The sequence below is a fragment of the Parabacteroides sp. ASF519 genome (genome assembly GCF_000364265.2).
GTDB classification, from domain to species: Bacteria; Bacteroidota; Bacteroidia; order Bacteroidales; family Tannerellaceae; genus Parabacteroides; species Parabacteroides goldsteinii.
The window spans coordinates 4625629-4640373 of sequence record NZ_AQFV02000006.1 but is presented as its reverse complement, the minus strand read 5'-3'; the positions used below and the strand labels follow the sequence as shown (position 1 = coordinate 4640373).

The window sequence follows — 14745 nt, the reverse complement described above, 5'->3', positions numbered from 1 at the left end:
TTTCAATAAGATCTTGAAGTAAATAGTCTACTTTATTCTTAGTAACTATTCTAAAATATAAACTATGACAGATAAAGACAAAATTATCGCTACTCTCCGGAAGCAGTTGAAGGATGCTGCTAGCCGGTGCAATGCTTTAGAGCAAGAAAATGCTCTTTTGGTATACCAACTTGAAAAGAAGGGGGAGAAATGTCCTGCATCACGCTAAAGATAGATAAAGGGCAATCACCTACCTTTCACGAGATAATCCGGCTGTCTCAGGTATTCGAGAAGGTAACAGAGTATAAAAAGCATTACTCTGTTACTATATCCGAAGAAGAGTTATGCCGGTATCCGGATCAGGTTCACGACATCATTAGTCTGTTTTCAACTCTTCAGGAAGGGGAGTGGTTTAATATTCCGGATTACGGAACAGACGCCTGGGCAGACTGGATGATCGATCTGCATTTAAGCAGAAAAAGAAGAAAGTGATCGTATTATAAGGTATTTAAAAAAAGTCAAAGAATATTTTGAGGAATTAGATAAAAAAACTATATTTGCGCACCATTTTTAGATAAATGGTTATACAGTGTGTTGCGCAGCCGGAATGCAAACTCAAGATCTTTGATAATTTATTGAATACTTCAGATACGAAATCTGTTATTCCGCTTTTGAAGTTGTATTTTGTTGGAAAAAATACAATCAAAAAGTAGAATAAAAACGATGTAACTTTTAAATATCTGTTAGATATTGTACATGATTTCGTTAAGAAGCTAGAAATTAGTAAAATACAAGCTGTGTCCCCTTGCTTTGGGAGCAGGGGGTCCCAGGTTCGAATCCTGGTACCCCGACAAGAAAGAGAACCAACTAATTAGTTGGTTCTCTTTTTGTTTTTTAATCTATATGATATATTATCCAAACTTTTCTTTCCTGGTTAGTTTTTTACAAATAAACTGTCATACTCTCATTTTTTTCTTTTGTATTGATTGAATATCAATGTGTATGTCTATGATAGTTGTTTGAAATAACTATCATGGCAACTGTCATAATCCTCATTTAACTATCATATCTTCCTGTTTATCGAAAATATAAGGTGCCTGAATGTATTGTCGGTGAGCTATTTTACATTATATATGCTTCTTTTTTTAGTGATATTATGGCTTTTTTTGCGGAGAATAAGCGGATTATTTCTCTGAGACCCCTATTTGAGTACCTTTTACACCCGGGTTTGAACTGTGCTGAGACCCGGGTGTAAAGGGTAAACAGACCCGGGTCTCAGCGTAAATGGGTCGTTATGTTGTTGAAAATAAACAATATACTGCGTGATAAAATGTAGGTGTGTTTATGATAGTATGATGGTTGTGTTGATCCGTATCATCTAAACTATCATACGATGCATGGCTTTGAATATCAATTGATGAGGTTCGTGTTGTGATAGTATGACAGTTGTTTTGTGTTGAGTAATTACAAGTATCTTTAGTTTGGTTATCCTGTTTTTCTTTTAATTTCAATGAAAATATTACAGTTAATGAATATAGTATTATCTTTGCAGACCGGCTGCGCGTAGAGTACAATAGTATTTTACAGATACATTGTATGTATACTTTTGATTCATGGAATTAAAACAAATAAATCTTTAAAAAGATGTATAGAACAAGAACATGTGGAAACTTGCGCCTGGCAGACGAAGGTCTGGTGGTTACTTTAGCCGGATGGGTGCAGAGAACTCGTAAGATGGGCGGTATGACGTTTGTCGATCTTCGTGACCGTTATGGTATAACCCAGCTGGTATTCAATCAGGAAGTAGATGCTGATCTTTGTGAAAAAGCAAACAAACTGGGCCGTGAGTATGTGATTCAGGTAACGGGAACTGTCAGAGAACGTTCCAGCAAGAACAAAAATATTCCGACAGGGGATATCGAACTGATTGTTTCGGAACTGAATGTTCTGAATGCCGCAGTAACTCCTCCTTTCACGATCGAAGATGAAACGGATGGCGGCGACGACCTGCGTATGAAATACCGTTATCTGGACTTGCGTCGTAATGCCGTTCGTAAGAATCTGGAACTGCGCCACCGCATGGCTTTCGAAGTTCGTAACTATCTGGATAAACAGGGATTCCTGGAAGTGGAAACTCCGGTGTTGGTAAATTCAACTCCCGAAGGTGCACGCGACTTCGTTGTTCCTTCACGTATGAATCCGGGACAGTTCTATGCATTACCGCAGTCACCGCAGACCTTGAAGCAGTTGCTGATGGTTTCCGGTTTCGACCGTTATTTCCAGATCGTGAAATGTTTCCGCGACGAAGACCTGCGTGCCGACCGTCAACCGGAATTTACACAGATTGACTGCGAAATGAGTTTCGTTGAGCAGGAAGATGTGTTGAATATCTTTGAAGGTATGGCAAAACATCTGTTCAAGGTAATCCGTGGCATCGAAATTAAAGAGCCGTTCCAGCGCATGACTTGGCACGATGCTATGAAATATTATGGTAGCGACAAACCCGACCTGCGTTTCGGCATGAAGTTTGTCGAATTGATGGATATCATGAAAGGTCATGGTTTCTCTGTATTCGATGATGCTGCTTATGTTGGCGGTATCTGTGCAGAAGGGGCAGCAACTTATACACGTAAACAACTGGATGCGTTGACTGAATTCGTTAAACGTCCGCAGGTAGGAGCGAAGGGTATGGTATATGCCCGCGTAGAAGCCGATGGCAGCGTGAAGTCGAGCGTAGACAAATTCTATACACAGGAAACATTGCAACAGATGAAGGAAGCCTTCGGGGCAAAACCGGGCGACCTGATCCTGATCCTTTCAGGCGATAATGCGATGAAGACCCGCAAACAGCTTTGCGAATTGCGTCTTGAAGTGGCGAGCCAGTTGGGATTGCGCGATAAGAACAAGTTTGCTTGTCTGTGGGTGGTTGACTTCCCTCTGTTCGAGTGGAGCGAAGAAGATCAGCGTTTCTATGCTATGCACCATCCGTTCACCTCTCCGAAGCCGGAAGATATTCCGTTGCTGGATAGCGATACGGGTGCCGTACGTGCTAATGCTTACGATATGGTTATCAATGGTGTTGAAGTGGGTGGAGGTTCTATCCGTATCCATGACAGCAAATTGCAGGATAAGATGTTTCAGTTGTTGGGATTCACCGAAGAAAGAGCACAGTCTCAGTTCGGCTTCCTGATGAATGCTTTCAAGTATGGTGCGCCGCCTCATGGAGGTCTGGCTTATGGTCTGGACCGTTGGGTGTCTTTATTTGCCGGTCTCGATTCAATCCGCGACTGTATCGCTTTCCCAAAAAACAATTCCGGTCGCGATGTCATGCTCGATGCTCCGTCTGTTATCGACGACGTGCAGCTGGATGAATTGTGTCTGAAAGTAGACGTAAAAGAATAAATTATGATACGGATAAAGGATGTTCTGAAAGAATTGGAGCAATACGCTCCGTTGCCATTGCAGGAAAGCTTTGACAATGCAGGTGTGCAGGTAGGTGATGTGAACCAGCTTGCCACCGGTGCGCTTTTTTGCCTGGACGTTACCGAAGAGGTGGTCGACGAGGCGATAGAAATGGGGTGTAACCTGATTATTTCACATCATCCTTTAGCCTTTAAAGCATTCAAGTCGTTGACCGGTTCCACTTATATCGAGCGATGTATGATAAAGGCATGCAAGTATGACCTGGTGATCTATGCCGCCCATACCAACCTCGATAATGCTGCCGGAGGTGTTAACTTCCGTTTGGCGGAACTGATCGGACTGGAAAATGTACGTGTGCTGAGTCCTCAGAAAGGAGCCTTGCTGAAACTGGTTACTTTCGTGCCCGAGGTGTATGCGGAGTTGGTACGGACTACCTTGTTCAATGCCGGTGCCGGCACTGTCGGTGCTTATGATTCATGCAGCTTCAATCTGGCAGGTAAGGGAACTTTCCGTGCCGGAGAGGGTACAAATCCGTTTTGTGGTGAAGTGGGAGAGTTGCATGTGGAGCGCGAAATCCGCATCGAAACGATATTACCTGCTTTTCGTAAATCGACGATTACACGCGCCCTGCTTTCGGTCCATCCGTACGAAGAACCTGTGTTCGATTTCTATCCTTTGAATAATACCTGGGACCAGGTCGGTTCGGGGATAGTGGGAGAGTTGCCCGAAGAAGAGGACGAGTTGGTTTTTCTGCAACGGATAAAAGACCTCTTTCAGGTCGGTTGCGTGAAGCATTCGGCCTTTACAGGCAAGCCGATACGTGAAGTGGCCTTGTGTGGCGGCAGTGGTGCATTCCTGATAAAAGATGCGATAGCCTACGGTGCGGACGTGTTCATTACAGGTGAGGCCAAATACAATGACTTTTATGATGTAGAGGATCGTATTCTGCTGGCTGTAATAGGCCATTATGAATCCGAAGTATGTACAAAAGACATCTTTTATAACATAATATCGAAAAAATTCCCTACCTTTGCCGTACATTTTTCGAATGTTAATTCAAACCCGGTAAAATATTTATAGAATGGCTACAGATAAACAATCAGCTGAAAAAGAGTATACAGTTGAAGAAAAGCTTTCTACGCTTTATCAACTTCAGACGATGATGACTGAAATTGATAAGATCAAAACGCTTCGTGGAGAGCTTCCCCTGGAAGTTCAGGACCTGGAAGATGAGATTGCAGGATTGGAAACCCGTCTTCAGAACTATCAGTCGGAGATCCAGGATTATGAGAGTGCTGTTGTTGAACAGAAACACAGAATTACAGAATCTACCGGACTGATCGAGAGATATAAATCGCAACTGGATAACGTGCGCAACAACCGCGAATTTGATAACCTGTCAAAGGAAATCGAATTCCAGGGACTTGAAATCGAATTTTCTGAAAAGAAGATCCGCGAATTCGGCGAAGCGATTAACCATAAGAAAGAAGAGATTGCCCAGCTTACCGAAAGACTGGACGGCCGTAAGGCTGACCTGGTTCAGAAAAAAAGTGAACTGGAAGAAATCATTTCTGAAACAAAGCAGGAAGAAGAAAGACTGCGCGAAAAGGCTAAAAAACTGGAAACAACAATCGAACCCCGTTTGCTGACTGCATTCAAGCGTATCCGTAAAGGTGCCCGCAACGGTTTGGCTGTCGTTTATATCCAGCGTGATGCCTGCGGCGGTTGCTTCAACAAGATTCCGCCTCAGAAACAGATGGATATCAAGTTGCGTAAGAAAGTGATCGTTTGCGAATATTGCGGACGTATCATGATCGACCCGGAACTGGCAGGTATAGAAGATTAAAATTACATCTATAATTTTTAAGGCACGGATTACACGGATTAACACGGTTCTTATTTGATTAGACTGTGGAATCTGCGTAATCCGTGCCTGATTTTTTTGTACCAATGAGGAATATTGTCCGTACATACATAGAGAAACAACAGTTGTTGTCCAGTGACGGGCCTGTGCTGGTTGGTTTGAGTGGGGGAGCCGATTCGGTTGCCTTGCTTGCTTTGCTTGTGCAGCTCGATTATCCTTGTGTCGCCCTGCATTGTAATTTTCATCTGCGTGGCGACGAGTCTGTCCGCGATGAACAGTTTGCCCGGGAGATGGCACGTACACTGGATGTTCCTTTCTATAAAATAGACTTTGATACTACGGCTTATGGAGTTGAACATCATCTTTCTATCGAGATGGCGGCCCGCGAACTGCGTTATAACTGGTTTGAAGAGATGAGGCTGCGTTTGGGTGCACAAGCGATTGCCGTGGCCCATCATCGCGACGACAGTGTGGAAACCGTATTGATGAACCTGGTCCGTGGCACAGGAATCCGTGGGGTGGGAGGGATCCGGCCTAAAAACGGTTATGTGGTGCGCCCTTTGCTGGCTGTCAGCCGTAGCGAGATACTGGATTGGCTTGCTGAACAGCAGCTATCTTATGTAACCGACAGCACGAACTTGTCGGATGCCTATACACGTAACTTTATCCGTCTGCGTGTACTTCCTTTGCTGGAAGAGTTGAATCCTTCTGTAAAAGCGGCTATTGCGCGTACAGCCGATCATCTGGCCGAAACAGAGGCTATCTATCTGCATGTGGTGGAAAAGGCGCGCCGGGAATTGGTGAAAGAAGATCTCCGTATCCCGATTGCCCGCCTGATGGAGTATCCTTCTCCGGCAACGATCCTGTATGAATTGCTGAAACCTTACGGTTTTATCCGGCAGGTGGCCGACGATGTGTTCCGTTCGCTGACGGGAGAATCGGGCAAAATGTTCTACTCGACCGACTATCGCTTGCTGAAAGACCGTGAATATTTGCTGCTTTCGCCTGTAAAGAAAGAAGAAGAGCAGGAATATACTTTTACCGCAGATGATATCGTAGAAGAGGTCTGGCGGGGTCCGGTTGAACTTTCTTTCTTTAAATCTGTTATTACTACTGACTTCTGTTTCCGAAAGGATAAACGTATCGCCTATTTTGATTACGACAAACTCTCGTTTCCCCTGACACTTCGTAAATGGAATGAAGGTGATTGGTTTATTCCCTTTGGAATGAAAGGCCGTAAGAAACTGAGCGATTATTTCTCAGATCATAAATTCAGCCGCATGGACAAAGAGCAGACATGGCTCCTTTGTAGCGGTGAAAACATCCTCTGGATTGTGGGAGAGCGCTCTGACAATCGTTTTTGTATCGACAAAACGACTAAGAGTGTGCTGGTTGTGAATTTTTTTTCGACAAAAATAATAGAATAATTAAAAATGTTCTTACATTTGCAAAGATTTGCTCCGCAGATGTGTTACTAATGATTCAAATTAGCTAAACAATCCGGTTTTTTACATTGAAATTTTTATTATCAAAAACTATTAAGATACAATGATAGCGGTAATGCACGTATTGTATAATCTTTTATCGTGTACCGTTTTATTTACTCACTTCTCAATATGCAGAAATATAACATTCTAGAACTAAATGAAAAACTCCTTCCTGAATTGCAGAGTATAGCGGAAGAGTTGGGAATTAAGAAAATAAGTTCTTTGAAAAAAGAAGAACTTGTTTATCGCATTCTTGATGAACAGGCTATCTCATACGCAGGTCAACAGGCAGAAAAGGAGAAAGAAAAAGAAGCTAAGAAGGCTGAAAAGCAGACAAAAGCAAAGAAACCTTCTAAAACGGCTGCTGCAAAAGCGCCGAAGGCTGAAAGCAAACCGAAAGCTGTAAAAGCTGAAGCTGCTGAGGTTGCCGCCCCTAAAGCCACGCAACCCGTTGAAGAAAAGCAGGCAGCTGTAGTTGCAGAAAAAAAGGAACAACCCGAACGTAAGAAAAGAGTACGTATTGAAAAGAAGGAAAAAGTAGCTGGTGCAGTTGCTCCGGCTAATCAGACGGACGAAGTGAAAGTTTCGAAAACTCCTCAGACTGTCACAACGGAAGTGGTTGTAGAAAAGCCTTTATTACCTCCGGTTGTAGTTGAAGGCGCTCCCGAAGAGTTGCCGGTAGTCGAAACGGCTCCCGTAGCTCCGGCGTCCCCCGCAGAACCGGTCGTTGAAAAGGCTTCGGAAGTACCGGCAGCAGAGGCTCCGGCAGCGAACGAACCTAAAAGGGTTGTATTCAGACACCCGGACACCAAGTCGGTTCTCGACCAACTCTTCCCGTTCTCTCCTTCACCTGCCAAACAGGAAAAAGCTGCACCGCAGCAGCCTGAACCGCAGGCCGCTCCGCAACCGCAGCAACAGAACACGCCCCGTCAGAATAACAACAACAGACAGAACAACCAGAATAACAACCACAATAATCAGCGCAACAATAACAATAATAATGCATCGCAGGAAAAGCAATACGAGTTTGACGGTATCCTGATCGGTACAGGCGTATTGGAAATGATGCAGGATGGTTATGGTTTTCTGCGTTCTTCCGATTATAACTATCTGACTTCACCGGACGATATTTATGTATCGCAGTCGCAGATCAAACTGTTCGGACTGAAGACTGGTGACGTGGTGGAAGGTGCTATCCGTCCGCCGAAGGAAGGTGAAAAATATTTCCCGCTGGTAAAAGTGGACAAGATCAACGGCCGTTCGCCGGAAGAAGTGCGCGACCGCGTTCCTTTCGATCATCTGACACCGCTTTTCCCGGATGAAAAATTCATGCTTACAGCACGCAAGGCTCCGAAAGTATACGACAATATCGCCGTTCGCGTAGTCGACCTGTTCTCGCCGATCGGTAAAGGACAGCGTGGTCTGATCGTAGCACAGCCTAAGACCGGTAAAACCATGTTGCTGAAAGATATCGCCAATGCGATTGCAGCAAACCATCCGGAAGTATATATGATCATCCTGTTGATTGACGAACGTCCGGAGGAAGTAACCGATATGGCTCGTAGCGTCGATGCGGAAGTGATCGCTTCTACTTTCGACGAACCGGCAGAACGCCACGTAAAGATTGCCGAAATCGTTTTGAACAAGGCAAAACGTATGGTTGAATGCGGTCACGATGTAGTGATCCTGTTAGATTCCATTACTCGTCTGGCACGTGCTTATAACACAGTTCAGCCGGCTTCCGGTAAGGTTCTTTCCGGTGGTGTGGATGCGAACGCATTACAGAAGCCGAAACGTTTCTTTGGTGCAGCCCGTAATATCGAAAACGGCGGTAGCCTGACGATTCTGGCAACAGCATTGACCGAGACTGGTTCTAAGATGGACGATGTGATCTTTGAAGAGTTCAAGGGTACAGGTAATATGGAATTGCAGTTGGATCGCAAGCTGTCCAACAAACGTATTTATCCGGCTGTCGACATTACTGCTTCAAGTACTCGTCGCGACGACCTGTTGCAGGATGAAAGTACATTGAACCGTATGTGGATCCTTCGTAAATATCTGTCGGATATGAACTCGATCGAAGCGATGGAGTTTGTAAAGAAACGTATGGAACAGACTTATGACAATATGGAGTTCCTGGCTTCCATGAACGGATAATTCATTCGGAATCAAAGAAAATATATCGAAAGTCCCATAGGATTTTTTAATTAGCCCGGAGTTTTCTTGACTCCGGGTTTTTTATGCTGAAGGGGAATATGCGGATAAATAAAAACCCCAAGCATGGCTCGGGGCTATTTTCAGAAGTCTCTATGAGGCTATTCTATTTGTCTGTATTGTATTTCGATAGATTATTAAGATTCTTTCCGGGGCCTTCCGCGGCGGTTGCCGCTTTTGGGGTTGCCTCCCGGACGTTTGTTTCCGGGGTTTCTTCCTCCGTTATTACCATCTTTCCGGGGACGTCCGCGTCCGCGGCGCATGTTTCCGTACTTTTCAGGTTCGTATAGCGGGGTTTCGCCGAACTTCGGGTCGATAGGAATCTTATAAACTTCTTTTTCCAGGAAGTCTTCAATACGTTTGAATTGTGCCTGCTCTTCAATGCTGATGAATGTGATGGCTAATCCTTCGCCTCCGGTACCACGGGCGGTACGGCCGATGCGGTGTACGTAATCTTCCGGGTCGTGGGGGATATCGTAGTTAATCACCAGTTTGATGTCGTTGATGTCGATACCGCGCGAAACAACATCGGTTGCCACCAGTATATCGATATGTCCGTTCTTGAATTCTTTCATTACTTCCTCGCGCTGCGACTGCTCCAGGTCGGAGTGCATGGCAGCTACATTGAACTTCATCCGTTTCAGGGTGGAGGCAAGTTCTTTCACTTTCATTTTGGAGGAAGAGAAAATAATGACACGCTGCGGGCGGCTTTGCAGGAACAGGTCTTCGAGTATCTTTAGCTTCTGAGGATCATAGCAGATATAGGCCGTCTGCATAATTGTTTCGGGAGGACGTGAGATGGCTATTTTGACTTCTTCGGGATTCTTCAGGATTGTTTTTGCTAACGTCCGGATTTTGGGAGGCATGGTAGCCGAGAACATGATAGTCTGACAAGTAGGAGGCAGTTGTTTGTATACCTGCATGATGTCGTCGTAAAATCCCATATCCAGCATACGGTCTGCTTCATCCAGTACAAAATAGGAAACCTGTGAAAGGTCTACCGTTCCCAGTTTCAGGTGGGACAACAAACGTCCCGGAGTGGCGATAACAATATCGGCCCCATTTCCATACCACGCTTCTGTTGCTCCCAGGCAACTCCGTCGGTACCACCGTATACGGCCACAGCCGATACCGGAACAAAATATGTAAAACCTTCGATCTGCTGGTCTATCTGCTGGGCCAACTCGCGGGTTGGAGCCATGATAACTGCATTGACCGCATTGTCAGGATGATTGCCTTTACTTAATTGATTAATTAATGGCAGCACGTAGGCTGCTGTTTTCCCTGTACCGGTTTGTGCGCAGGCAATAATATCCTTCCCTTCTAAAATAACAGGAATCGTTAATTCCTGTACAGGAGTTGTATCCTGAAAATTCATAGCATCGAGTCCGTCCAATACGGCCTCTTCTAAATCCAATTCGTCAAATCTCATCTTCTATCATTAAATTCTCCGTAAAGGTAAATAATATTTGTCAAATTCTACAATAGTAACACCGGCTCTTGTAACAATTGTCCTGTAAATTTCTGTAAGCGTTGAAAATTGATATATCTATATAGTGGGGTAACATAAAAAATTAATATCTTTGCCCACATTGGAAAAATAGCGAGTTATATTATGGGAACAGATGATAGCTGTAACAGCTCTCAAAAGAAAGTAACCTTAAATGAGCCGGATACTGTTCATGAGTTACTGAATACGATATTAGATCATTTGCCACTGGGTGTATTTGTAAAAGATCCGGAAGATCATTTCAATTATCTTTACTGGAATAAATTTATGGAAGAGATAACGGGGATCGATACTTCCCAGATCGAGGGACATGATGACTCTGAAGTGTATTATAATGCCTTGATGTCGGTAGAGGAACGACTGGAGGTAGATAAGAAGGTCATCAGTTCGGGAAAGGTGGCCGAATTTCACGGCTGGCTCAAGGATGCTTCCGGCGCGATGAAATATCTTGAAGTAGAAAAGTATCCGATTTCTTTAAGCAATGGAAAACCTTTGTTGTTGGCTTTGTGGCGTGATGCCACTGTTAAGCGGGCAATAGAAAAACGTCTCGAAGATGAGCGTGATAAGGCGGAAATGGCTGATAAGTTGAAATCAAAATATCTGGCAGACATGAGTCATGAGATCCGTACGCCGTTGAATGCAATAACCGGTTTTTCAGAAATGATGGCGTTTGCGGATACGGACGAGGAGCGTATGTCTTATTACGAGATCATCAAGGCGAATAATCAATTGCTTATGCAGCTTATCAACGATATTCTGGACTTGTCGAAGATTGAGGCGGATGCGATAAAGATTAGTTATGCTCCGATCGACCTGAACGAGATGATGGATACGACCTATGCTTCCGTAAAGCCCCGTATGCCGAAAGATGTGAAGTTGATTCTGGAAAAAGGATTGGACAGCTGTACCTTTGGAACCGATTATATCCGCTTACTCCAATTAGTGAATAACCTGGTCAATAATGCGATCAAGAATACTAAAAAGGGTAGTATTACGATGGGGTATAAGGCGCTGGAAGATGGCCGGCTGAATTTCTATGTGAAGGATACCGGACAGGGGATAGCCGAGGAGCAGCTACAAAACCTCTTTAACCGCTTTGTTAAAGTCAATGACTATGTGGAAGGTATCGGCCTGGGACTTGCTATATGCAAAGGACTCGTTACTAAAATGGGAGGCTCGATCCGTGTAGAATCGCAACTAGGGGAAGGTTCCACTTTTTCGTTTATCCTGCCTTCACGAGAAGAATGAGGATATACTTTTATTTATAGTAGCGTTTGTAAATCTGATCGTATAACCCGCTTTCTTTGATTTGTGACAGCCAGCTGTTCAGGCTGTCGAGCAGGATAGGGGAGTCTTTGCGTACTGCCCACGACTGGAGTTGGGTGAAACTGATATCCGTGTCGATATCTATTTCCGGTAAATTTCCTTTAGATACGCGGGCTATTTGCTGGTCGCATACGGCATAGTCGATGTCGCCTTTGGCAACCATAATAGCCAGCTGTTCGCTGGAATAAAGTTCATCTTCTATCACATAGATTGTATCTCCTATTTCGTGTGCCAGATTTTGCAGGCGCAGTAAGGCGGGGGAGTTTTTCGGAATATACAAGGTCTTTTGTGCCAGGTCGAGTTGATTACGGATCGGTTTGATGCCGTTATTGGCTTCTTCCGTGCGTTGCACCAGTACTTGTTTATTGAAGACGATCGGATCGGTGAACAGATAGTCCTCTTTGATGTCGCTGGTGATAGGAATATTGCGGGCGATTACGTCGCATTGGTTATTGGATAATTGTTTGAAACTTTCGGCCAGGCTCATCTCCAGCTGAGTCTGTACTTCCAGTCCGGATAAAGCGGAGATGGCCTGGCTCAGTTCGTATTGGAAACCTTCGATCGTATCGCCGGCTACATAATAGCCGGACTGGTTATATTCGGTAACCAGTCGCAGAATACCTTCTGACTTAATTTCCGGATAATCCCTGGGTGGGACAGGTTCCTGCTTGTACGGCCATAAACGGAACATGGCTATCAGTACGCATGCCAGGAGGACAATATAGACTACCAGTAACTTCCGGGATTTCATACGGCTTAGTTATTGAATGTAACGGCAATACCCATTTTCAACACCATCGGATTCAACGGATAGTGTGCCAGGGAGAAATAGTTCGGATCAGCAAACTTACTGCTCAGGTTGTAAGCCATCACAAAGAACCGGGCCTGTTTCAGGTGGAAGTTTACGTAGGCGTTAACCAGTGGATAATTACCGACTTTTACTTCATCCTGAACCTGGAACTGCTGTGTTGCCGGTTCGTAGTAAGGTGCATAATAAGCTGTATTATAATATACATTGGCACCTAGCTGTACGGTCAGTACTTTCGCCACCTTGATGGCCAGATACATATTTGAATAGGCACTTAATGACGGAAGCGGGAGTACGCTTTCATCGCTGCTTAACTGCCAGCATGCTTCATTTTCCCAGCCGAAAGCACGGAAGCGGAAGTCTTGTTTGATGCGTGCACTGACTACCTGTAAGTTGCTGCCATGCTGTACCGGGAATCCCTGTTTATTGAAATAGATATAATTCTGAATACTTTCCACTCCGGCTTTCAAAGTAGTCTTTGAAGATTCCAGATACACTTCACCGCCCGCATAGATTTGCTGCGTCATGTTAAAGTTGGGGTTATCCCACCAGTAATAACGGGAATGGTTATGGCGCATGTAAAAGGCCGGCGTTACATTCTTTATATAGGCGTCTGCTTTGATCACAGCATCTTTATTGAACAACTTGAAACGGGTTTGCAAATCCCCGGTAACACGGAACTCACCGACGTCGCTACCTACCATACAAAGTTCTCCGCGTGCATTATAGGTCAGGATGCTACCCTGGCGTTTGGAAAGTTCGGCTCCAACGTAAGTAGAAAACTCGTCGTAAAGCTTTGCCGTAGGCAGGTTCTTCAGGTCGATATTATCAACAGAGAAGTATGGACCCCGGCCATATTCGCCATAATCGAGCCCTTCTATTCTGGGTTCCAGTTTGAACCGGCGTTTTTCGAGTCTGACGAAAGCTGTCAAACCAAACTTAACCCAGTCCTGGAAACCTTCACGCAGGGAAAGTCCGATCGTATTTTTCAGATTCCATGAAGATGTCTGGTCGTTGAGTGTAGCTCCTAGTCCATAAATACGTGGGAAACGCAGGCCGTTGTCGTCGACTATATAGGACGAATCCATCAGCGCCGTATTGTCGGCGATGAACCGGCGACGGTTATCTTCATAATCGATCGTATGGATAATGCTGGATACCGGGACGAACATTTCTTTGGGATTCCCTTCTTCATCCTCTTCCTCCAACTCACGTGTGAAACCGAGGTTATAACGCTGGGTCAGGAAATACCGTTTCCCGCGAACACGGTTCCAGGCATTGGTCAGATAACGTATGTCGTACGATTTTGTATCGGAGGGACGTCCTTCCGGGAAATACTCGTCGGGATGACTGATGGTTGAGTCGTTTGCCATTCCTCCGTTTTCGTAGTTTACGAAGTTGAAGTTGCTCAGGTAGGCATGCATTTCGTACCGGTCGGTCTGGTAGCTGCCGAAGAAACGGTAGCTTAACAGTTTATTACCGTTGTTTTTATAATGTCCGCGGCCATAAATATAGTCGATATCGGCACCCACATTGATCTTTTTACCGAAATTCATGGTCATGGTTCCTTTCAACTGTTCTTCTTTGTTTGTACTACCGCCGGCGGTGGTGTACAGAACGTTGGTATAAGGAATCTTTGTGTTGTAGAAATAAGCGTTTTCCGGCGTTGTGATATAGTAATCGTAGGCATCGGCGAAGATAAAATCGCGTGCTTCCTGCCGTTCGGAGAATATTTTCGTCTGTGCCGGTGCTCCCAGGTTAGCCAGGTAACCGATGGCGAGCGATTTACTTTCCACCAGTGTCGAGTTGCTGAAATTCAGCTTGTTCGTATCCAGTGGCGCCACATATGCCTCACCCAGGGAAGGGGTAAGCCGATAGGCGGTTATACGCTTTGAATTTAAGGCGGCACTATCCGCTACCAGCAGACTGTCCGGTATATCTTTCTGAGAAGAAGTCAGGTTTGACAAGGAGAAGCCGCCACGTTTTCCTCCACCTTTCTGATCTGCCCTGCTGGCTCCACGTTGGGCCTGAACGGTTGTGGCAGATACTATCAGCAATAATAATATGTATAAGCAATGCTTCATGGGTTGCAAAGATAAAACAAAAGGGCATTTCTACGAAAGAAACGCCCTTC

General features: G+C 44.8%; 9 protein-coding genes and 1 pseudogene. 7 read left to right on the top strand and 3 right to left on the bottom strand.

Annotated elements, in window-relative coordinates:
* The first annotated feature begins 189 nt into the window (after positions 1-189).
* The 6 genes from C825_RS18355 (at position 190) to rho (ending at position 8910) form a co-directional block, all read left to right on the top strand.
* Positions 190-471: a hypothetical protein gene (locus tag C825_RS18355; RefSeq protein WP_010803570.1), complete on the top strand. Its 282-nt coding sequence runs from the start codon at positions 190-192 to the stop codon at positions 469-471.
* Between the two features lie 1152 nt (positions 472-1623).
* Positions 1624-3381: an aspartate--tRNA ligase gene (gene aspS / locus C825_RS18350; protein WP_010803569.1), complete on the top strand. Its 1758-nt coding sequence runs from the start codon at positions 1624-1626 to the stop codon at positions 3379-3381.
* Between the two features lie 3 nt (positions 3382-3384).
* Entirely contained in the window at positions 3385-4482 is a 1098-nt protein-coding gene (locus C825_RS18345; protein WP_010803568.1) for a Nif3-like dinuclear metal center hexameric protein, read from the top strand.
* A gap of 1 nt (position 4483) precedes the next feature.
* On the top strand, positions 4484-5248 hold the full coding sequence (locus C825_RS18340; RefSeq protein ID WP_007653268.1) for a zinc ribbon domain-containing protein: 765 nt from the start codon (positions 4484-4486) through the stop codon (positions 5246-5248).
* A gap of 104 nt (positions 5249-5352) precedes the next feature.
* Positions 5353-6693: a tRNA lysidine(34) synthetase TilS gene (gene tilS, locus C825_RS18335; RefSeq protein WP_010803567.1), complete on the top strand. Its 1341-nt coding sequence runs from the start codon at positions 5353-5355 to the stop codon at positions 6691-6693.
* A gap of 189 nt (positions 6694-6882) precedes the next feature.
* Positions 6883-8910: a transcription termination factor Rho gene (gene rho / locus C825_RS18330; protein ID WP_010803566.1), complete on the top strand. Its 2028-nt coding sequence runs from the start codon at positions 6883-6885 to the stop codon at positions 8908-8910.
* A gap of 194 nt (positions 8911-9104) precedes the next feature.
* Here rho and C825_RS18325 read toward each other — a convergent pair.
* Positions 9105-10399, bottom strand: a pseudogene (locus tag C825_RS18325) (DEAD/DEAH box helicase).
* A 183-nt stretch (positions 10400-10582) separates the two neighbouring features.
* On the opposite strand from C825_RS18325, the gene C825_RS18320 reads away from it, so the two are divergent.
* Positions 10583-11725, top strand: a complete 1143-nt coding sequence (locus C825_RS18320) for a PAS domain-containing sensor histidine kinase (RefSeq protein ID WP_007653272.1) — start codon at positions 10583-10585, stop codon at positions 11723-11725.
* Positions 11726-11735: 10 nt separating this feature from the next.
* On the opposite strand, the gene C825_RS18315 is transcribed toward C825_RS18320, so the two are convergent.
* Positions 11736-12554 (bottom strand): transporter substrate-binding domain-containing protein, encoded by an 819-nt coding sequence (locus tag C825_RS18315; protein ID WP_010803565.1) that lies wholly within the window; start codon positions 12552-12554, stop codon positions 11736-11738.
* Positions 12555-12559: 5 nt separating this feature from the next.
* The gene (locus C825_RS18310; RefSeq protein WP_010803564.1) at positions 12560-14695 is read right to left on the bottom strand and encodes a putative porin; all 2136 of its coding nucleotides are present in this window, start codon (positions 14693-14695) and stop codon (positions 12560-12562) included.
* Positions 14696-14745: the final 50 nt, after the last annotated feature.